Origin of the sequence: Dongia sp., from assembly GCF_041910485.1 — a bacterium.
Classification (GTDB): domain Bacteria; phylum Pseudomonadota; class Alphaproteobacteria; order Dongiales; family Dongiaceae; genus Dongia.
On sequence record NZ_JAYRQR010000044.1, the window covers coordinates 1 to 20,284 of the forward strand.

At 62.6% G+C, this 20,284-nt stretch carries 21 protein-coding genes; 11 read left to right on the plus strand and 10 right to left on the minus strand.

The features are described from left to right. From ACE3PP_RS13735 to ACE3PP_RS13765, 7 genes are all read right to left on the minus strand, one after another. On the minus strand, positions 1-647 hold a 647-nt coding region (locus ACE3PP_RS13735), incomplete at its 3' end, for an SDR family NAD(P)-dependent oxidoreductase (RefSeq protein WP_374383217.1). Then, entirely contained in the window at positions 644-1,297 is a 654-nt protein-coding gene (locus tag ACE3PP_RS13740; RefSeq protein ID WP_374383219.1) for a TenA family transcriptional regulator, read from the minus strand. The genes ACE3PP_RS13740 and ACE3PP_RS13735, both read right to left, overlap by 4 nt. Continuing rightward, positions 1,284-2,819: an AMP-binding protein gene (locus tag ACE3PP_RS13745; RefSeq protein ID WP_374383221.1), complete on the minus strand. Its 1,536-nt coding sequence runs from the start codon at positions 2,817-2,819 to the stop codon at positions 1,284-1,286. The genes ACE3PP_RS13740 and ACE3PP_RS13745 overlap by 14 nt, the downstream gene beginning before the upstream one ends. Further along, the gene (locus ACE3PP_RS13750; RefSeq protein ID WP_374383223.1) at positions 2,819-3,442 is read right to left on the minus strand and encodes a thermostable hemolysin; all 624 of its coding nucleotides are present in this window, start codon (positions 3,440-3,442) and stop codon (positions 2,819-2,821) included. The genes ACE3PP_RS13745 and ACE3PP_RS13750 overlap by 1 nt, the downstream gene beginning before the upstream one ends. 232 nt (positions 3,443-3,674) lie before the next feature. Continuing rightward, positions 3,675-4,826, minus strand: coding sequence for an NAD(P)/FAD-dependent oxidoreductase (locus tag ACE3PP_RS13755; RefSeq protein WP_374383225.1), 1,152 nt, complete (start codon positions 4,824-4,826; stop codon positions 3,675-3,677). Then, positions 4,823-5,497 carry a methyltransferase domain-containing protein gene (locus ACE3PP_RS13760; protein WP_374383227.1) on the minus strand — a complete coding sequence of 225 codons (675 nt, stop codon included), beginning with the start codon at positions 5,495-5,497 and terminating at the stop codon, positions 4,823-4,825. The genes ACE3PP_RS13755 and ACE3PP_RS13760 overlap by 4 nt, the downstream gene beginning before the upstream one ends. A gap of 41 nt (positions 5,498-5,538) precedes the next feature. Further along, positions 5,539-6,645 (minus strand): type III polyketide synthase, encoded by a 1,107-nt coding sequence (locus ACE3PP_RS13765; protein WP_374383229.1) that lies wholly within the window; start codon positions 6,643-6,645, stop codon positions 5,539-5,541. 157 nt (positions 6,646-6,802) lie between these two features. Between ACE3PP_RS13765 and ACE3PP_RS13770 the strand changes: the two genes are divergently transcribed. Next, positions 6,803-7,090 (plus strand): DUF1330 domain-containing protein, encoded by a 288-nt coding sequence (locus ACE3PP_RS13770; protein ID WP_374383231.1) that lies wholly within the window; start codon positions 6,803-6,805, stop codon positions 7,088-7,090. On the opposite strand, the gene ACE3PP_RS13775 is transcribed toward ACE3PP_RS13770, so the two are convergent. Beyond that, positions 7,087-8,253, minus strand: coding sequence for an MFS transporter (locus ACE3PP_RS13775; RefSeq protein WP_374383233.1), 1,167 nt, complete (start codon positions 8,251-8,253; stop codon positions 7,087-7,089). The two genes, ACE3PP_RS13770 and ACE3PP_RS13775, sit on opposite strands and share 4 nt — an antisense overlap. Before the next feature lie 114 nt (positions 8,254-8,367). On the opposite strand from ACE3PP_RS13775, the gene ACE3PP_RS13780 reads away from it, so the two are divergent. After that, positions 8,368-8,820 carry an Lrp/AsnC family transcriptional regulator gene (locus tag ACE3PP_RS13780; protein ID WP_374383235.1) on the plus strand — a complete coding sequence of 151 codons (453 nt, stop codon included), beginning with the start codon at positions 8,368-8,370 and terminating at the stop codon, positions 8,818-8,820. Here ACE3PP_RS13780 and ACE3PP_RS13785 read toward each other — a convergent pair. Continuing rightward, a complete protein-coding gene (locus ACE3PP_RS13785; protein ID WP_374383237.1) occupies positions 8,817-9,602 on the minus strand; it encodes an SDR family NAD(P)-dependent oxidoreductase in 786 nt (261 codons plus the stop codon). The genes ACE3PP_RS13780 and ACE3PP_RS13785 overlap by 4 nt on opposite strands. Before the next feature lie 294 nt (positions 9,603-9,896). Here ACE3PP_RS13785 and ACE3PP_RS13790 point away from each other — a divergent pair, with 294 nt between their 5' ends. The 5 genes from ACE3PP_RS13790 (at position 9,897) to ACE3PP_RS13810 (ending at position 15,018) form a co-directional block, all read left to right on the plus strand. Then, positions 9,897-10,979 (plus strand): magnesium transporter CorA family protein, encoded by a 1,083-nt coding sequence (locus ACE3PP_RS13790; RefSeq protein ID WP_374383239.1) that lies wholly within the window; start codon positions 9,897-9,899, stop codon positions 10,977-10,979. Between the two features lie 148 nt (positions 10,980-11,127). Then, positions 11,128-12,492: an aspartate aminotransferase family protein gene (locus ACE3PP_RS13795; protein WP_374383241.1), complete on the plus strand. Its 1,365-nt coding sequence runs from the start codon at positions 11,128-11,130 to the stop codon at positions 12,490-12,492. Positions 12,493-12,522: 30 nt separating this feature from the next. Next, on the plus strand, positions 12,523-13,905 hold the full coding sequence (locus ACE3PP_RS13800; protein ID WP_374383243.1) for a glutamine synthetase family protein: 1,383 nt from the start codon (positions 12,523-12,525) through the stop codon (positions 13,903-13,905). A gap of 203 nt (positions 13,906-14,108) precedes the next feature. Continuing rightward, positions 14,109-14,339, plus strand: a complete 231-nt coding sequence (locus ACE3PP_RS13805) for a hypothetical protein (RefSeq protein ID WP_374383245.1) — start codon at positions 14,109-14,111, stop codon at positions 14,337-14,339. Between the two features lie 19 nt (positions 14,340-14,358). Next, complete coding sequence (locus tag ACE3PP_RS13810) at positions 14,359-15,018, plus strand: O-methyltransferase (RefSeq protein WP_374383247.1); 660 nt, start codon at positions 14,359-14,361, stop codon at positions 15,016-15,018. A gap of 12 nt (positions 15,019-15,030) precedes the next feature. Here ACE3PP_RS13810 and ACE3PP_RS13815 read toward each other — a convergent pair whose 3' ends face one another. Further along, positions 15,031-15,507, minus strand: a complete 477-nt coding sequence (locus ACE3PP_RS13815; RefSeq protein WP_374383249.1) for a DUF192 domain-containing protein — start codon at positions 15,505-15,507, stop codon at positions 15,031-15,033. Between the two features lie 144 nt (positions 15,508-15,651). On the opposite strand from ACE3PP_RS13815, the gene ACE3PP_RS13820 reads away from it, so the two are divergent. The 4 genes from ACE3PP_RS13820 to ACE3PP_RS13835 all read left to right on the plus strand — a co-directional run bounded on the left by ACE3PP_RS13820 (position 15,652) and on the right by ACE3PP_RS13835 (position 20,264). Then, a complete protein-coding gene (locus ACE3PP_RS13820; RefSeq protein ID WP_374383251.1) occupies positions 15,652-16,296 on the plus strand; it encodes a carbon monoxide dehydrogenase subunit G in 645 nt (214 codons plus the stop codon). 293 nt (positions 16,297-16,589) lie between these two features. Then, positions 16,590-17,069, plus strand: a complete 480-nt coding sequence (locus ACE3PP_RS13825; protein ID WP_374383253.1) for a (2Fe-2S)-binding protein — start codon at positions 16,590-16,592, stop codon at positions 17,067-17,069. A gap of 3 nt (positions 17,070-17,072) precedes the next feature. Next, positions 17,073-19,454 carry a xanthine dehydrogenase family protein molybdopterin-binding subunit gene (locus ACE3PP_RS13830; protein WP_374383255.1) on the plus strand — a complete coding sequence of 794 codons (2,382 nt, stop codon included), beginning with the start codon at positions 17,073-17,075 and terminating at the stop codon, positions 19,452-19,454. A 12-nt stretch (positions 19,455-19,466) separates the two neighbouring features. After that, a complete protein-coding gene (locus ACE3PP_RS13835) occupies positions 19,467-20,264 on the plus strand; it encodes a xanthine dehydrogenase family protein subunit M (RefSeq protein WP_374383256.1) in 798 nt (265 codons plus the stop codon). Positions 20,265-20,284 lie beyond the last annotated feature (20 nt).

The following is a 20,284-nucleotide window of genomic DNA, read 5'->3' on the forward strand; positions in this document are numbered from 1 at the left end:
ATGCGGGCAGCAACCGCTTCCGGCGCATCCATCTTCATGCCGGTCGCCTGCGCCATCAGATCGACCGCGCCGTTGTTGAAGGCCGTGCGCGTGTAGCGCGGCGCCACATAGACGATGTCGATATTGCTGCCCTTGAGCTCGCGCCGCAGACCTTGCGAAAAGCCGCGCAGTGCGAACTTGCTGGCGCTGTAGACCGGGAAGCCGGCGAAGGCGATGCTGCCGAAGACCGAGCCGATATTGACGATGCTCCCCTGCCCCGCCTGGCGCATATAGGGAATGACCGCGCGGCTCATATGAATGGGTGCCGCTATGTTGGTGTCGACCAACGCATCGATCTCGGCATGGGTCATCGTGGCGAAATGGCCGAACCAATTGACCGCCGCATTGTTGACGAGGATGTCGACGGCACCGGTTGCCTCGATGACGTGGCGCACGAGGGCATCGTAATCCGTGTCGCGGCCGAGCGGCATGGCGATTTCGACCACGGCCGTGCCTTGCCGGCGCAGATCGTCGGCGAGCGCCGCGAGGCGCGCGGGATCGCGGGCGACAAGGGTCAGCCGGCACCCTTCCCTGCCCAAGCGCCGACAAAGCGCCTCGCCGATGCCGCCGGTGGCCCCCGTCACCAGAACGTTGGTCGGATCGGTCATGCCGCCACCTCGTCAACGCCGCGGAAGATTTCCGCGTAGAGGCGGTAGAACATGCGCGCGGCATGGAGGATGTCGTGCCGGTCCTGCGGCGCATCCAGCCGGTTGACCAGGTTGGCGAAGGTCTTGGTGTGCTCGATGTCGAGCGAGCCGTGCGAGGTGAGATAAGTGAAGGCTTTCTGCGGCAGATCGAGCGCCGAGCGGAGAACGCCCGCCGCCTGGCTCGCCAACTGCACGCTGGTTCCTTCCAGCACATGCGCCATGCCGAAGAAGATGACCGGGTTGCGCCGCGTGATGCCGTCATAGGCATAGGCGACCATCAGCTCCGTGGCGGAAGACGGCATCCCGTCGCGGACTGACTTGGCGTTGCCGCCCGCCGCGTCGATGTCGTTCAGAATCCATTCATCGTGCCCGGCTTCCTCGTCGATATATTCGACGATCGCATCCCGCAGCCAGGACAGGCGATCCGGCATACGGGCGCCGCAGGTCATCAACAGCGGCACGGTGTGGCGCACATGATGATAGGCCTGGGTCAGGAATTCAATATAAGCGGCACGGCTGACCTCACCGCGCAGGGCTTTCTGGATGAGCGGCAACCCCAGGAGCGCGTTGCGCTCGGCCGTGGTGCCGGTGACGAGATCATCCATAAACATGCTGCTTGTCCTTTTCATAGAGCCGATCCAGCCGATCACGATAGAGCGCCTCGATTTCGCGGCGCCGCAGACGGCCGTTCCAGGTGAGAAGATTGTTGGTGGTGAGAAAGGGTTGGTCGGCGAGGATCCAACTGCGCACTCGGGCATAGTCGGGGAGCTTTGCATTCACCTCGTCGATCGCCGTGGCGATGAGGCGCCTGAAATCAACTTCCTGCTGCGCCATCAAGGCCGGACTCGGCACGATGATCGCTGCATTCCAGGGCCGCGCCTCGCCGTGAACGAAGGCCTGCGCGATGGCCGGCTGAGCCATCAGTTCGCTCTCCACCCAATCGGGCGCCACGTTGCGGCCGAAGGCGGTGATGAACATGTTCTTCTTGCGCCCGACCAAATGCAGAAAACCGTCTGCATCGATCCGACCAAGATCGCCCGTGGCGATGGCACCGTCCGGCGACAGCGTCAGCGGTTCGTCACCGCCCAGATAGCCGAGGGCCGCCGAACCGTAGACCAGCACTTCAGCATCGGGCGCCAGTTCGACCCGGCAATGCGGCAAGGGCTTGCCGACACTGTCCGGGCAATCGGCCGCGCGTGTATTGAGTGCCACCACCGAAGCGCATTCCGACAGGCCATAGCCTTCATAGGCTGGGAGGCCAAGGCTGCGCGCCTTCGCGATGGTGCCTTGGGCGAGGACGGCACCGCCCACCGCGACATGGCGCAAGTAATCCGGGCGCCATCCGGCACGCTCGGCCAGGGTCATCAGCACCGCGAGGATCTGGGGCACCGTGACGATGCTGGTCGGCCGGTAGCGATCAATCGCCGCCATCAACTGCGCCGGTTGCAGGCCAGAGGAACCCGAAAAGCCGATTTCGCCCAACGGCACCGGGTAGAACTCAGCACCGGCCAAGAGCGGAATATCGATCCCTGCGATATTCTCGAGCAAGGCCGCAAAGGGCATGATGCTGAGATGCCGGTCCGACATGGTCCCCTCAGTCGCCGCACAAAGCGCCCGCGCCACCTGATCGATGCCGGCAGCAGAGAGACACACGCCTTTCGGTCGTCCCGTTGTCCCGGATGTGAAGGTGATTTTCTGCGTGCCTTCCGGCAACGCGACCGTCGGAAGGTCCAACCGACAAAGCCGGATCGCCGCGATTTCTTCGGCCGCGCCGAGCGGAATACCGGGGCCTATTGCGAGCCGCCTTGTGCCGACATCATCGGTGATGATGGCGTCGGCGCCGGCCGTGCCCAGCGCATGCGCCATCTGTTCCGCCGAGAAGAAAAGCGGTATCGGCACGATAACTCCGCCGATACGGCGCAGTGCCAGATCGGCAGCGACCCAACCGGGGCCATTGTCGAGCAGAATCGCGCAACGCTGTACGCCGAGAGCTTCGAGCCTGGCCGCGATGTCGTCGACTACGTGGTTAAGGCGCGCATAGGTCATGGTCGTCGCGCCGCTCCGCAGCGCTACGTCATTGCCCCGCGCCGTTGCCCAATGACGCAGGGCAGCGTCTGCATTTTTCAAAATCATTATGCGGATTGCCAAGAGATGAGGTTGGCCCCATCTTCCGCCGAGAGCTTCTGGTAACCGTAGCGAATGTCACCGGCCATCACCTGGGGCATCGCGGCGAAGTAATTGCCCCATTTGACGAGATCTTCCGGCTCCAGTCGCGCCGGATCGGCTTTGGCGATGACCTGCGGCTTCAGCCCCAAGCGTGTAAAGGCGGCCCGCAACCCGGCAACACCGGTGAAGACCACCCAGTGAAAGCCTGCCTCGTATAGAAAGCGCGTCACGGTGACGATCATCGTGCGGGCATTTCCGGGAAGTGCCGCAAGATTGCCGACTTCGATCACCTTGGCCCGCTCAACCGATTCACCGGAGAGGCGCGAGATCGCCGCCTCGACCGGTTCGTCGAGATATTGTTCCATATAGAGACGATACGATGACGCCTCACACAGGCCGAAGGCACACAGCAGATCGCCGTCGCCACCGCGCAGCGTAAACAGCCGCGGCATCAATGTGTGTAGGTCGGCGCCGAAAGATTGGCGGAACCTTTCCTTGATCAAGCTTTCAGTCATGTTCCTGTCGGTCGGTAAGCATTCGTGCAGGTGCGCGTCGCGCACTGCTTCTGGCCATTTGGTCAAAACAGTCATTCCTCGCCTTCCCGTGTCAGCAGAGTCGTTTCTTTGCGCAGGCATATGAAATGTGGAATCAGCAATACCCGGCGGATGGGCAGTACCCTAAGCCCGCTCACTGACGTGGGACTGACGCGCACTGTGCGATGCAGCGTATAGAGAACCGAGATGCACGATATCTCGCGATATCACTGCTTCGTGATGGAAGCGGCGCGCTTTTCTTAATGATGCTGACGTGAAGCTGTCGCGGTCACGACGACAGAAGCGACGTGCCACTCATTCGCACCAATGACTCGCGCTGAGACAATGGCGCATTGAGACGCGTGTGTTGCATGGAGAGCCTTAGCAGAGACGGCAAGGCGTGCATTGATCGCAACAAGAGCCTCTGACCGAGAGAAGTTCGAATGAGCGAGCCGATGGCACGTCCCCAGATGAGCTGGGGCAGCAAATCGCGCCGTATCGATCGATGATAGGCAACGGCATCGCCGCCACGCAGATAAATGTCGGCGGCGCAAAAGGCGGAATGAAGCGCCACGGACATGCCGTCTCCGGAGAAGGACGGGACACAAGCCATCTGATCGCCCAGCCGGAAAATGCCATCGTCGGGCCTGGCAGCCAGGAAGCCGAAGGGCTGGCGATAGATCGCCGCCGGCTTTGCGAAGACAGGTACGGCGTCGGACAGATACTGATCGAGAAGTTCATTCTGCCGACGCAGCCCGATCATCAACGCATTCCAGTCATGATCGAATGCCGCGAAGTGATTGCGCGCGATCAGCAAGGATAGATTGGCTGCTCCGTCCCGGAGGCTCGTGAGGCCGGCATAACCACCGGCAAAGAGAAAGAGGACGATCTGGCCGTCGAGCATCTCTGCCTGTCGATCGGTCAATCTGAAATGCATCTTGAGCCCGACAAGATCTGCTCCCCTCGGCTGGGGCCGCTCGAGACCGCGAATGTCGTGCTTGCCGCTGGCGAGAAAGATCGTGTCAGCCTGCAAGACGTGCCCATCATCCATGATGAGCGCCGGTGCCGGCCCGCGCGTCACGTCGCGCACGATCCGGCCCCGCTGAACGTCCGCCCCGGTATCGATCGCAAGCTGAAGAATCGCCGCATCCAGCACGTCTCTTGAAAGACTGAGTCCGGTGAAAGGCAAGGTCGCCTCGACGTTTTCCGCCCCTCGGCCGATACGCAGGCTTCCGATTTTACTGCCACCGAGTGCCAATGGATCGAGTCCAAGACGGCCGAGATAGGCTTGGGCGGCGTGGCTCAGAAACTCGCCGCACACTTTTGGCCGCACGTTCCGCTCTCGCTCGAGCAACAAAACGGGATGGCCGGCCTGTGCCAGCAAAGCGGCCATCGTGGCACCCGCGATGCCACCGCCGACAATGATGGCCCGTTCCGTCATGCAAAGATTCCCTTGCGTCGGCCAACACCGTAGCGGAATGGGAAGTGCCACGCGATTTCGGCATCTGTTCCGGCCGCTGCCAAATAGGATTGCCAGTCTTCGCGACGGAAACTGCGGGCAATGGAAACCGGCCCATCATGCCGGACAAAACGATGCCAGCCGGCCAAGGCCGCCCAGACACGAAACACATGATAGGAAAGCGCATGGCGGTGGAGGTCGTTGATGAACCACCCGCTCGTCGCCTGCCGGTCCATGAGGCGGATGAAATCGACGATCTGGGTGTCGCTGAGATGGTGCGTGACGAGCGACGAGATGATGACGTCGAACTGCCGGTCTTTCGGCAGGGTAAAGACATCGCCGGTTCCGAAACGAATTTTCATCTGCGGCGGCGTCGCCGCCTTGGCCGCACTTTCACTCAAGGGATTGAGATCGATCCCTTCAAGCGCCACCTTGAGGCCGCGACGGTCGGCCCAGCGCCAGATGGTGCGCAGCATGTCGCCCTCGCCATAGCCGACGTCCAGCACCGAGAGAGGCCGGTTGGCCGGCCAATCGCGGGCAATCGTCTCAAGCCAAGCGAGGGTCGGGCGTGCGGCCAGGGTCAAGCGGTTGACCGAGGCAAGATCGCGGAGGCAGTGGGCAAAGTCCGCGGCACCAACGGGTTCGGTGTCCATCAGTTCAGACAAATTATTGCGCGTCACAAATTGCATGGGAGTCACGCCGCCATGCTGAAGCGCGCGGTTTCGGCGACCATGCCCGGTCCGAAGGCCATCGCCAGCCCACGCTCGCCTCCACCCCGTTCCGTTGGACGCGCGGCCCTCAGCATCCGCCCCAATACGAACATGATCGTGGCCGAAGACATGTTGCCAAAGGCCTTGAGGACAGCGCGTGAATGGTCGAGCGCCGAGGATGGCAGCGACAAGCCCGCTTCCACCGCGTCGAGGACCGACCGGCCACCGGCATGGACAGCCCAATGATCGATCGACTGCGTTCCTTCGCCATAGAGGATGCCGCCAGCATCGCTGCGCCCAGCTTCGTGCCGCAACGCCTGGGCGATCCGCCCGGGCACTTCGCCGGAAAGGAACATCTCAAATCCCTGGTCGCCAATTTTCCAGGTGATAAGGCTTTCGGTCTCCGGTATGACGACGACGCGAAAATCTTCGAGCGCAATTCCCTGTGCATCGGCTGTCACGAGCGCTGCCGTGCATCCGTCGCCGAAAAGAAGGAAAGACAGCATCGTTTCGAGATCAGCCGTTTTCTGCAGATGCAGGGAGCAGATTTCGACATTGACGACGAGGACACGCGCATGGGGATCGGAGCGAACAATATGATGCGCCGCGCGCAGGGCCGGAATGGCCGCCGAGCAGCCCATGAAACCGATCAATTGCCGCTCCACCTGCGATGGAAGGCCCAGCCGCGCCACCAGCTGCAGATCGATGCCAGGTGCGCTGAAGCCGGTGCAGGACGCGACAATGAGGTGCGTGATGCCGGAAACCGCATCACCCAAAGCAAGCTCGGCGATTGCTTTCTCGGCCAACATCAATGCCTGCGGCGCATATTGCTGCATGCGCTGAGCGGTCGACGGAAAGGCGTCATACCGATAGAAGCCGGCGGCATCGACGGCGGGAGAACCGAGCGTGGCGACCGGCAGATGCGAATAACGGTGTGCGATGCCGCTGCGCCGCGCAGCCCGGTCGAAGAGGCTTATGTCCCTGTCGCCGGAAAGCATATTGCGGGCATGGGCAATGAAGCCGTCGTGAATGTCATGCTCCGGCACAGCCATGCCGATGCGATTGATGTAAGCTTTATGAGTCCCCGTCACGCGCCGATCTCTCCTCGCACGTTTTGACCAGCAGACTGCCGGCGATTAATCTACGAGATAGACCTAATTCGCCGTGAGCGTTGAAAGTGTGACACGGTTCACAGCTTCGTGATCACGCCGTCAGGAATATGAAAGGTCCCAATTCAACGGAGGTAATATGGCCGCCTATTGCATCGTTTATGAACATGTTGACGATCCGGCGACGTTCGAGACCTACAGGTCACAGGTCATGCCGACCATTGAGGCCTTTGGTGGCAAATTCCTGGTCCGGGGCGGCAAGTTCACGACCCTGGAGGGCGAAATGCCCTTCCAGCGCATTGCCATGCTGGAATTCCCCGACCGACAAACGGCGGAGGCCTGGTATAACTCGCCGGAATATCAGCGCATCTTGCCCTATCGCCTGAAGGCGACACGCTGCCAGTTCGTCATCGCCGACGGGGTTTAAGCCGCGACGGCAACTTGACGCTTGAGCAAAAGGCCGACGATAGCGGCGGCAATCCACAACATTGCCGTCGCCGCGTAGGAAACGGCGGCAAAACCGAACTGGACATAGACGGTGCCGAAGACAGCGCCGCCCAAGCCGACGGCTACATAGGTGATGAAGGAGAAGAGCCCCATCGCCGTGCTGCGCGCGGCGGGCGGTGCCGATCCGATGAAGCTCACCAGCACATTCATGCAGAAATGGTTGGCTAGGCCCCAGAAGAAGGGGAAAGCCAAGGTCGACCACATGGCCAGGGTGGCTGTCGGCAGGATGAGATAGTTGGCGCCGACCCAGAACAGCGAGAGCGCCATGAGCCGGACCGGGCCCATGCGATCGAGCCAGGCATTGCCGAGGATGGCAGCACCAAAGCCAATGCCATAGGAACAGGCGACAGCGCCACCCAGCCACGCACCCTTATCGTGTAGATGCCGGACATGATCGCCGATGAAGGTGTAGGTCTGATAGAAGCCAATCATGTAGGCAAAGGTGGCGACAAAGCCGAGGATCATGCCGGGTACCTGCAGCACGCGGCTGTAGGGGACGCGCTCCGACGCAAGGATCGCGCTGCTGCGGGGAATGAGGCCGATCACCAGCACCATCAGGCAGCAGATCGCGGTCATGAGCGCAAAAGTGCTGCGCCATTCGATGAAATCCGACAGGAAGGCGGCGAGCGGGATGCCGGCGACCATCGCGACCGACCAACCGAAGATCACTTTGCCGATGGCGCGGGAACGCCGCTCCGGCGCCGAAAGGTCAGCCGCCAAACCGTAGGTCGCCGGCAGGATGATTCCGGCACAAAGACCGGTCACCGCCTGCCCCACCACCAGCACGCGCCAATCCCAGGCGAGACCGCAGAGACCAAGGCTTAGTGCCATCACCACAAAAGCGATGCGGATGGCGGCCGCCTTGCGCCATTGGCCAAGCTTGGGGGCCGCCAACAAAGCGGCGGTCGCGACGCCCAAACCATAGGCACCGGTCGCAAAGCCGATTTCCCGTGGCGTTGCCTGCAGATCGGCCGCGATATCGGGCAGCAGGGGCGAGAGCATGAGCGCCTGGATGCCGACGGCGGCGATCCCCGCCATGAGGATCGTAAGAGAGGTGGATTCGTTGAGGGGATGGTCAGTCATGACCTAACGCTCGCGGTAAATGGGCTTTGCATTTCGTATCAGGTTAGAAATATGATGGCAAATACCGAATTACGTTCGCCACTTTGCCTAACCTTGTTCCGTGGAGACCGGCTCATGGACGCCACCGACCGAAAGCTGTTAGCCCTCCTGGCCGAGGATGCGGAGACCGCCTATCGCGACCTCGGCGAGAAGCTCGGCCTCTCAGGCCCCACCGTGTTCGAACGGGTGAAGAAGCTCAAAGCCCAAGGGATCATCAAGCGGAACACCATCGCCATCGACGGCGAGGCGATCGGGCGGCCCTTGCTGGCCTTCGTTCATGTGAACACAGAGGGCTGGGGCAAATCGCCGGAACTGATGGCGATCGAAGACGATCCGCGCATCGAGGAAATTCATGCCGTCGCTGGCGACACCTGCCTCATCATCAAGGTTAGATGCGAAAGCACCAAGGCGCTGGAGCTGCTGTTGAAGCGCATCTATGACGTGCCGGGCGTCCAGGGCACCCGTTCGTATATCGCGCTCAACACCTATCTCGAACGCAATGCGCGGACCGAATTGGTCGAGGCCTAAGAAAGGCGGCCCTTGCCGGGCGGGCCTTTGAATTCCTGGAGCATGTTACCGCCATCCACCACCAGCGTCTGGCCGGTGATGTAGGAGGCGCCTTCGCTGGCGAGGAACGCGGCGGCGGCGGCAACCTCGTCCGGCCGACCGGGGCGTTTCGCCGGGGTATGTGCGCCGGCGATGATTTCCGCCTTCGAGGATGAGCCGGTCTCGATCCAGCCGGGGCAGACGGCGTTCACCGTCACGTTCTTCTCGGCGACCTCGATCGCGAGGGCCCGCGTGAGGCCGGTCATCGCGGCCTTCGCCGTCGAGTAGCCGGCGCTGCGCGGGTTCGTGACCATCGGCCCCGTGACCGAGGCAATGTTGACGATTCGCCCGTATTTGCGCCGAACCATCTGCGGAACGATGGCGCGGCTGACCAGGAAGCAGGTATTGAGATTGATGTCGAGGGTGCGCAGCCATTCCTCGGTCGGAATGTCCTGAAAGAGCCGCGCACGCTCCTTCTTGCCGGTCTGGATCATGCCGGCATTGTTGACGAGGATATCGATCTTGCCGAGGCGTCCATTGACCTCGGCCACCAGCTTGCCGACTGCCTTTTCGTCGGTGAGATCCGCCGCCAGCGCCATGTGACCGGCAACCTCGCCACCCAGTTCGCGCAGGCGATCCTGGATGCGCTTCGTGGTCGAGGTGATGGCCACCCTGTGACCGGCAGCCGCCAAGGCAACCGCCGTTGCAAAGCCGATCCCGTCGGCACTCCCCGCACCCGTCACCAACGCCACCCGCCCCGCCATTCTGGCCTCCCCAAACTGCCCTGTTTTGCCGGCGATACTAGCCGCACGCCTTTTCATTTGACAGGCTTCAAAGGGAGTCCTACGAACGCCCCAACCGGCCGGGCGGATGCGCCCCGCCCTTCCACAAGGAATTGTCACATGAACCGGGCACAATCCAGCTCAGCGGAGCCTCCCAGTAGGCGCTTCCGCAACGCCATTGACCCGGCTTCATCGGTAAAAGCAGGCCTTCTCTAGCCCCTGCCTTTGCCGATGCCTCCGGGTTGAACGACAACAACCGTTACCCAGGAGGCCGGCATGATCACCGCCTATTTCCACCAGGACGGCAGCTTCAAGAAAACCATCGTCAGCGGCCTCGGCACGCGCCCCGTCGTGGCCGACGTTCCAGCGGCCGAGGTATTGCCGAGCCGCATGCAGGCCGCGGCCGACCATGCCGCCGAAACCCTGCCACCCGACGCCATCTGGGTCGATCTCCTGGAGCCGACCGGCGCCGAGATCCATGCCATCGAAGCGGCTTTCGGCATCGAAGTTCCGACGCGCGAGGAGATGCACGAGATCGAGGCGTCGAGCCGACTTTATGACGAAGGCGATAGCCTGGTGATGACGGCCCCGATCCTCCACAAGGCGGCGACCGAGTATCCGGAAAGCGGTGCCGTCACCTTCATCCTGACGCCGAGTTCGCTCATCACGGTCCGCTTCGTCGACCCGTTGCCCTTCGCCGTCTTCGCCCGGCGCGCCTTGCGCCATGCGCATCTCGCCTCGGGCCCGCAGCAGATCCTGCTGGGTCTGCTTGAAGGTATTGCCGACCGTCTCGCCGACGTGCTGGAACTCGCCGCCGCTGACATGGAACAGGTGTCACGCGATATTTTCGCCAAGCAGGCACAAGCGACATCACAACGCCGCCCGCGCCGGGGTGTGGCGGGACAGAAAGGCGGCAGCCTGCAGGACGTGCTGCGCCGCATCGGCCGCAACGGCGATCTCGCCACCAAGGCGCGCGAAAGCCTGCTGGGATTGAGCCGCGTCGTACTCTTCCTCAATGCACAGAACAACATGAAGAAGGACGCCAAGCAGCGCATCAAGACGCTGTCGCGCGACATCGCCTCAATCGCGGACCATGCGACCTTTCTCGCCGGCAAGATCAACTTCCTGCTCGACGCGACCCTCGGCCTCATCAACATCGAGCAGAACGCGATCATCAAGATCTTCACCGTTGCCGCCGTCGCCTTCCTGCCGCCGACGCTGATTGCCAGCATCTACGGCATGAACTTCGAATTCATGCCTGAGCTGCACTGGCAGCACGGCTATCTGCTGGCAATCGGGATGATGGTGCTCTCCGCCGTGCTGCCTTTCTGGTATTTCCGCAAGCGCGGCTGGCTCTAAACCGCTGTTGCGGCACTGCAGCAGGTCTTTTGCCTCAAGCACTTAACGCCCGAGTTCCGGGCGCCCCTTGCGCATCCCCCAGGGCAGTCGCTATCAATGGCGCGCTTTTGCCCCGCGGGGCGCAACAAAGGAGCTGAGTGCGCGCATCATGGAATCATCGGAAGCCGGCCTGCCGAAGGCGCAGGTCGAGGCAATGACCAAGCGAGAGAAAGACCGCTACATCCAATCCAATCCCGTTTCCCAGAAGCTCGGCCAAGATGCCCGGGCGAACTGGTTGAAAGGTGTCCCGCATCACTGGATGCTGGATTGGTCGACTCCCTTCCCTCTCTTTGTCGCCGATGCCAAGGGCGCGACGCTCACCGACGCCGACGGGCACACCTACGACGATTTCTGCCTCGGCGACACGGGCTCGATGTTCGGCCATTCGCCGGAGCCGGTCGCCAAAGCGATCGCCGCGCAAGCCAGCCACGGCCTCACTTACATGCTGCCGACCGAGGATATCCTTGCCGTCGGCAAGCTGCTTGAGAACATGTTCGGCCTGCCTTTCTGGCAGGTGACGACGACCGCGACGGATTCCAACCGCTTCGTCATCCGCTGGTGTCGCGCCATCACCAAGCGCACCAAGGTGCTGGTGTTTCACGGCGCCTATCACGGAGCCGTCGACGATACGTTCGTCCGTCTCAAGGATGGCAAGGCGATCCACCGCCCGGGTCTCATCGGTCAGGTCTATGATCTCACCACCCACACCAAGGTGGTCGAGTTCAACGACGTGCCGGCACTCGAAGCGGCGCTGAAGGATGAGGACGTCGCCTGCGTCATCACGGAGCCGGCGCTGACCAACATCGGCATGGTGCTGCCGCAGCCGGGCTTCCTCGATGCGCTGCAGGCGCTGTGCAGGAAGACCGGCACGTTGCTGGTCATCGACGAGACTCACACCATCTCGACCGGCTTCGGCGGCTATACCCGCACGCACAAGCTGAAGCCGGATTTCCTGACGCTTGGGAAACCGGTCGCGGGTGGCCTGCCCACCGCCGTCTTCGGCTGCACGGCCGAGATCGCCGAGCGCATGCGCGCGGCTGAGAAGGAAGCCGGCCCCGGCTATAGCGGCATGGGCACGACCTTGTCCGCCAATGCCCTGCAGTTCAAGGCGATGCGCGCCAATCTTGAGCACGTCATGACGCCGGCCGCTTATGATCACATGTTGCCGCTTTCTGAAAAGCTCGCGCGCGGCATCGAGGGTGAGATCAAAAAGCGCAATATTCCCTGGCATGTTTCGAATGTCGGCGCCCGCGCCGAATTCGTCTGTGCGCCACAGCGGCCGCGCAACGGCACCGAAGCGCAGGCGGCGATGCATGGGCCGGTGGAACTCGCCGTCCATCTCTATTTGCTCAATCGCGGGCTGCTGATCGCACCGTTCCACAACATGACGCTGGTGAGCCCGGTCACGACCGAGGCGCAGGTTGTGCGCCTTGTCGCCACCATCGGCCAATGCCTGGATGAACTGGCTGCCTGATTGGCGCCGTCTAATGAATTGGGGGTTACCATGAGTACCAAGATTGCCAACGTCGCCGAATGCGATGCCTTCCTCGCCGCGCACCCGGAAGTGAAGTTCGTCCAGATCTTCTTCACCAACCAATCGGGCGTTCCGCGCGGCAAGAATCTTCTGCGCCACGATATCAAGCCGATCTACGAATATGCCCGCTTCCTGCCCGGCACCATGCTGGCGCTGGATATCACCGGCGAGGATGTCGAGGAATCCGGCCTGGTCTGGACCGATGGCGACGCCGATCGCCTGGGCAAGCCCGCGCCGGGCGGCCTGACGCTGGCACCCTGGCTGGGGCCGGATTTCGCACAGCTGATGCTGTCGGTCTACGAGATCGACGGCAGCCCGTGCGATGTCGACCCGCGCCATGTCCTGCAATCGGTGATCGACCGCTTCAAGGAATTCAACCTGACGCCGGTCGTCGCCTGCGAAATGGAGTTCTACCTGGTTGACCGCGAGGGCCGTCCGGGTGGCGGCAAGCAGCCGCCGGTCTCGGCCGTCACCGGCAACCGGCCCTGGGACATCCAGGTCTACGGCTTGCGTGAACTCGATGATTTCGAGCCCTTTTTCCGCGATGTCTATGCCCAGGGCGAGGCGATCGGCCTGCCGCTGGAATCCGCAATCTCGGAATATGCACCGGGACAGCTGGAACTGGGGCTGCGCCACCGCGCGGATGCTCTCCAGGCATGCGACGAGGCCGCCAAGTACAAGCGCCTGGTCAAGGGTGTCGCCGTCCGCCACGGGTTTGAGGCCACTTTCATGGCCAAGCCGCACAGTGATATTGCCGGCTCAGGCATGCACCTGCATGTGAGCCTCGCAAACCCCGACGGTTCCAACGCCTTTGCCAGCGACGATCCGGAAGGGAGCCCGCTCCTGAAGCAAGCCGTCGGCGGCATGCAGGCGCTGCTCAATGAATCGATGGCGATCTTTGCCCCGAACGCCAACTCCTACCGTCGCTTCCGCGCCAACTCCTATGCACCGGTCGCCCCCACCTGGGGTGTCAACAACCGCACGGTGAGCTTCCGCGTGCCGGCGGGGCCGGCCAAGTCGCGCCATATCGAGCACCGCATCTGCGGCGCCGATGCCAACCCTTACCTCGCCGTCGCGGCCATGCTGGCTGCGATCCACTGGGGCCTCAAGCACCGGCTCGATCCGGGTGCCGCGGTCGAAGGCAATGGCTATGCCAAGGCGCAGGAAATGGGGTTGACCTTGCCCACCAACTGGCAAGCAGCCATCGACCTGTTCGCACAGTCGGAGCGGATGAAGGATTATTTCGGGACCCGCTTCCACCATGTTTACCGCTCGGTCAAGCAGGCGGAGTATGACCGCTTCAATGCCCGCGTCACGGAACTCGATTACGCGTGGTATTTGCGCAACGCCTGAGCCGGAATAGGCGCATCGTCGCCATTGGCGCCGGCCGGTTCCGCCCAGGACCCGGCCGGGCGCGCTTGTTCGCGCCTCGTTCAGATGCTACGTTCCCGTCCCGAATCAAGGCCATAGTCGGTGCATGAGTCGGGGCTTTGTCGCCCCCCTCGACACAAAGATGACGGCCAAAATCGGATCGCTTCCAGACGAGCGTACAAGACATGGGCCTGTTCAGTTCCAAGAAAGACACAAGGGTTACGGTCGGCGCCCGCTATCGATCGGCGGACACCAACCTGATCACCTGGGAAGTGGCTTCCATATTCAACGGCATCGACGGGACCCCTTACGCCCATATTTTCTGCGTCCAGGACCAGTCCCGGCGCAAGACGGTGGCGCAAAGCTCGCTTGAGTCCGGCGTTCAGTATATCCGGCTGCCCAATCGCGGCGCCTGAAGGCGGGGGCCCCACGGCCATGAGCAAAGAGCCGCTCCAGATCACCCGCCGGCTCTATGACTATATCCTGGATGTCGGGTTTCGGGACGATCCGCTGCTGGCGGCGCTCCGCGCGGAAACGGCCAAGCTACCCAACGCAATGATGCAAATTGCCCCTGAACAGGGGCAATTCATGGCCCTCCTTGCCCAATTGACCGGGGCGCGCTGCGCCCTCGAGATCGGCACGTTTACCGGCTATTCAAGCCTGTCGGTCGCCCGCGCCTTGCCGGCGGACGGCAAGCTCATCTGCTGTGATATCAGCAAGGAATATACCGATGTCGCCCGCCGCTATTGGGCCAAGGCCGGAATCGCCGATAAGATCGATTTGCGCCTGGGACCGGCGCTTGAAACGCTGGCCGACCTCAGCCGCAGCAGTGCCGGCACGTTCGATCTAGCCTTCATCGACGCCGACAAGACCAACTATCCCAAATATTACGAAGCGGTCCTGAACCTGCTGCGGCCGGGTGGCGCCGTTCTGATCGACAATGTGCTGTGGGGCGGCGACGTCGCCGATCCGAAGGCTAAGGACGAGGAAACCACCGTCCTGCGCGATCTCAACCTGCGCATTGCCGCGGACGAGCGGGTCGACCATTGCCTGCTGCCGATCGCCGACGGGTTGACCATCGCCCGCAAGCGCTGAAAGGCCCGCAGATCAAGGCGTCGCCGGCGCCGGCTGGGCCGGCCATTCCACCTTGTCACCAGCCTCAATACCCAATTGCGCCGCCGATCCACCCAGGATCTCGAGCACCGCAATGGCCGCCCCTTTCGAACTGATCGGGCTGGTATCGAAGGGCTTCGCCATCGGCGCCACATTAAGAATGCGGCCGTCATCGGCAATGAACAGCATGTCGAGGGGAAGCGGTGTGTTTTTCATCCAGAAGGCAACGGGTTTGGCGACCGGATAGAGGAACAGCATGCCCTGATTGGGGTCGAGATGTTCGCGAAACATCAGACCCTGCTCACGCTCGGGCCCCGAATCTGCGATCTCCGCCAAGAATTTGTAGGTGCTGCCCCCGGCATGAATGAGCACGGGCACCTGGGGCGACGCCTGATCCTGTGCGGCGGCCGGCAACACAAAGAACACGGCCGCCGCCAGGGCGATCGCCCGCAACATTTGCTTGAACAACAAGATCGCCTCGCCTGCCCTTGACTTGCCCTGGAGATTGGCCACGACCATCTGGCAGCGTCAAGCGAGCCGGCGAAAATTTTCCCGCCGTTGACAAGTGCCCCTCCTCCGCCAACATTCGAGCCAATCAGTCAGGGAGAGAGCGACATGGAAATTTCCGGCGAATATCCGATCAAGGCCCCTCGCGCTGCGGTCTGGTCCGCCCTCAATGATCCCGAGATTCTGAAAAGCGCCATCGCCGGGTGCGAAGAACTGGTCCGCGACGGTGACGGCTTCACCGCGACCGTCGTCGCCAAGGTCGGCCCGGTCAAGGCCAAGTTCGGTGGCCGCATTTCCCTTTCCGACATCGACCCACCCAACGGCTATACCATCACTGGCGAGGGCCAGGGCGGTGCTGCCGGCTTCGCCAAGGGCAGCGCCAAGGTAGCCCTCGCCGATGACGGCAGTGGCGGCACGATCCTGAAATACTCCGCCGGCGCTCAGATCGGCGGCAAGCTGGCACAGATCGGTTCCCGTCTCATCGAGGGAACGGCCAAGAAGATGGCGGATGATTTCTTCAGCGCCTTTGCCGCGGCGGTCACGGCGCAGCCGAACGCCGCCATCGGCATCGAACCGGAAGCCGAGGCGCCGGGTGTCGAAGCGGTGATGGCATCGGAAAGTGCCGCCGCGGCGGCAGCCGCGCCGGTTGCCACCCCGCCTGCCACGGCACAGAAGGGCCTGCACCCAGCTGTCTGGATCACGGGACTCGTCGCCATTGTCGGCGGCGTACTCTATTTCTTTGCGCGCCGTTGAACGCACCCCACACGACCAACGTCTAATTGCATCCTTGTATTTATCTGCATGCACCGTGACGCATCGCAGCAATGAACAAAATTTGGGCAGAATTCCGGCGGCACTTCGCGACAAACAGGTGACAGCGCGCCGCGCGGCTACAGCATCCTATTCTCGCCTTGACATTCAATTGATCGGCCAAGCTTAATTCTCGCATCCATATTAGGAACGTCGGCGCCTGCATCAGGGGCAGGCCCGGTCGAACAACTAAGGCAGCCAGTGGCATCAAGCCACGGCAACTCAGGGAGGATAGAATGCCCACCGTTAAGATGACGGTGAACGGCAAGCCTGTTTCGGCGGATGTCGAAGCGCGCACTTTGCTCGTTCATTTCCTGCGCGAGACGCTGGCACTGACTGGCACGCATGTCGGCTGCGACACGGCGCAATGTGGCGCCTGCACCGTTCATGTGAACGGCAAGGCCGTCAAATCCTGCAACGTGCTGGCGGTCCAATTGGACGGTGCGCAGGTGACGACCATCGAAGGCCTCGCGACCGGCGACCAATTGCATCCGATGCAGGAAGCGTTCCGCGATCATCACGGACTTCAGTGCGGCTTCTGTACGCCCGGCATGGTGATGAGCGCCATCGATCTCGTCCAGAACAAGAGCGGCCTCAGCGAGGCTGACATTCGCGCCGGGCTCGACGGCAACATCTGCCGCTGTACCGGCTACCATAATATCGTCAAGGCTGTGAAAGCCGGCGCTGACGCAATGCAATCCGGGAAAGGGAGGTGAGTCATGGCTGGTGATTCTGGATCCCCCACGGGCATCGGCGCTTCGGTTAAGCGCAAGGAAGATTTCCGTTTCCTAACCGGCCGCGGCACCTATACCGACGATATCAACCGCCCGGGTCAGAGCTACGCCTATATTCTGCGCTCGCCCCACGCCCACGCCGAGATCGTCAAGGTCGATACGGCGGCAGCCAAAGGCATGCCGGGCGTCCTCGGCATCTTCACCGGCGCGGATTATGACAAGGGTGGCGTCCCCTGCGGCTGGCAGATCCACAGCAAGGACGGCAGCCCGATGATCGAGCCGCCGCACTTCCCGCTCTGCAAGGACCGCGTGCGCCATGTCGGCGACCAGGTGGCGATGGTTGTTGCTGAGACGCTGGCGCAGGCCCGCGATGCGGCCGAGGCTATCAACGTCACCTACAAAGAGCTGCCGGCCATCATCTCGACCGGCGATGCCGACAAGCCGGGCGCCGCACAGGTCTGGCCGGACGCCAAGAACAACACTTGCTTCGATTGGCATATCGGCGACAAAGCGGCTGTCGACGCGGCCTTTGCCAAGGCAGCCCATGTCACCAAGCTCGACCTCATCAACCAGCGGCTGGCACCCAACGCGATGGAGCCGCGCGCCGCGGTCGGCGATTATGACCGGGCGATGGGGGAATACACGCTCTATACGACCAGCCAGAACCCGCATGTCATCCGTTTGCTGATGGGCGCTTTCGTGCTGCAGATTCCCGAACACAAGCTGCGCGTCGTGGCGCCGGATGTGGGCGGCGGCTTCGGCTCGAAGATCTTCCATTATTCGGAAGAAGCGCTTGTCACCTGGGCTTCAGAGAAGGTGCGACGGCCGATCAAATGGACCTCCGACCGGTCGGAAGCCTTCATCAGCGACGCGCAGGGCCGCGACCATGTGAGCCATGCCGAATTGGCGCTCGACAAGGACGGCAAGTTCCTGGCGCTGCGCGTCAGCACGACAGCCAATATGGGCGCCTATCTTTCGACCTTCGCGCCCTGTGTTCCGACCTATCTGTCGGCGACGCTGCTTGCCGGTGTCTATACGACCCCGGCGATCTATGCCGAGGTGAAGGCCGTCTTCACCAACACCGTCGCCGTCGACGCGTATCGCGGTGCGGGCCGCCCGGAAACGACCTACCTGCTGGAGCGCCTGGTCGAAAAGGCGGCACGCGAGACGGGCATCGACCGTGTCGCCCTGCGGCGAAAGAACTTCATCCCGAAGGATGCCTTCCCCTACCAGACCCCGGTCGCGCTGCAATATGACAGCGGCGACTATGACGCGACGCTGGACCTCGCCTTGAAGATGGGCGATTGGGCTGGCTTCGAGGCACGTCGGGCGGAAGCGAAGTCGCGCGGCAAGCTGCGCGGCATCGGCATCTCGACTTATATCGAGGCCTGTGGCATCGCGCCCTCGGCCGTCGTCGGGTCGCTCGGCGCTCGCGCCGGCCTCTATGAATGCGGTTCGATTCGCGTTCATCCGACAGGCTCGGTGACGGTCTTTACCGGCACCCACAGCCACGGTCAGGGTCACGAGACGACATTCGCGCAGCTCGTTTCCGACACGCTCGGCGTTCCGTTCGAAAGCGTCGATGTCAGCCACGGCGACACCAACAAGATCCCCTTCGGCATGGGCACCTATGGTTCCCGTTCGCTTGCCGTCGGCGGTTCGGCTCTGGTGAAGGCGATGGACAAGATCATCGCCAAGGCAAAGCGCATCGCGGCTCACCTGATGGAAGCTTCGGTCGCGGATATCGACTTCAAGAACGGCGAGTTCACGGTGAAGGGCACGGACAAGAAGGTGAGTTTCGGGCAGGTCGCCCTCACCGCCTATGTCCCGCACAATTACCCGATCACGGAACTGGAGCCGGGCCTGGAAGAAACCGCCTTCTACGACCCGCTGAACTTCACCTATCCCGGCGGCACCCACATTTGCGAGGTCGAGATCGACCCCGACACGGGCACCACCAAGGTGGTGCACTTCACGGCGGTCGACGATATCGGTCGCGTCATCAATCCGATGATCGTCGAAGGCCAGGTGCATGGCGGTGTCGTCCAGGGCATCGGCCAGGCGCTGCTGGAAAACTGCGTCTATGACGCGGAGAGTGGACAGCTGCTGACCGGCTCGTACATGGATTACGCCATGCCGCGCGCCGACAATGTGCCCAGCATCAACGTGGCCACCCACAACACGATGTGCACGCACAACCCGCTTGGCTCGAAAGGCGTCGGTGAAGTGGGTGCCATCGGCTCGCCACCCGCCGTCATCAATGCGGTGCTCGACGCGCTGCGACCGGTCGGCGTTACCGATATTTCGATGCCGGCGACCCCGCACAAGGTTTGGCAGGCCATCCGGTCGGCCAAGGCCGCGGAATAAGGGAGGAGACCCATGCATAATTTCGCATTTCATCGTCCCGCTTCCGTTGCCGATGCGGCAAAGGCGCTGGGCAGCGCCGGCGACGGCAAGATCATCGCCGGCGGCCAAACCTTGCTGCCGACCCTGCGCCAACGACTGGCCCAGCCCAGCGATCTCATCGATCTCGGCGCCATTGCCGAATTGAAAGGGATCAAGGCCGAAGGCAACGGCCTCACCATCGGCGCCATGACGACCCACGCCGAGGTTGCGGCCTCTGCGATCGTGCAGGGAACCATCCCGGCCTTGGCCCATCTCGCCGGCCATATCGGCGACCGGCAGGTGCGCCATCGCGGGACCATCGGCGGATCGCTCGCCAACAACGATCCGGCGGCCGACTATCCGGCGGCGGTCCTGGGTCTCGGCGCCACGATCCGCACCAACAAGCGCGAGATCAAGGCCGACGATTACTTCCAAGGCATGTTCACGACCGCCCTGGAGGATGGCGAGATCATCACGGCGGTGCACTTCCCGAAGCCGGAAAAGGCCGGCTATGAGAAGTTCGACCAGCCAGCCTCACGCTTTGCCTTGGTCGGTGTCTTCGTGGCCAAGACGGCCGGCGGCGTGCGCGTTGCCGTCACTGGAGCGGGCCAGGAAGGCGTCTTCCGGGCCAAGGAAGTGGAAGCGGCCTTGGGCAGCAACTTCTCGGCCGATGCCGCGAAGGGCGCCACGGTTCCCTCCGGTCATCTCAACAGCGATCTGCATGGCTCGGCCGAGTATCGCGGGCACCTCATCAGTGTCATCGCCGCGCGCGCCGTTGCAGCGGCAAAATAGAATTACCTCCGACCGAACGG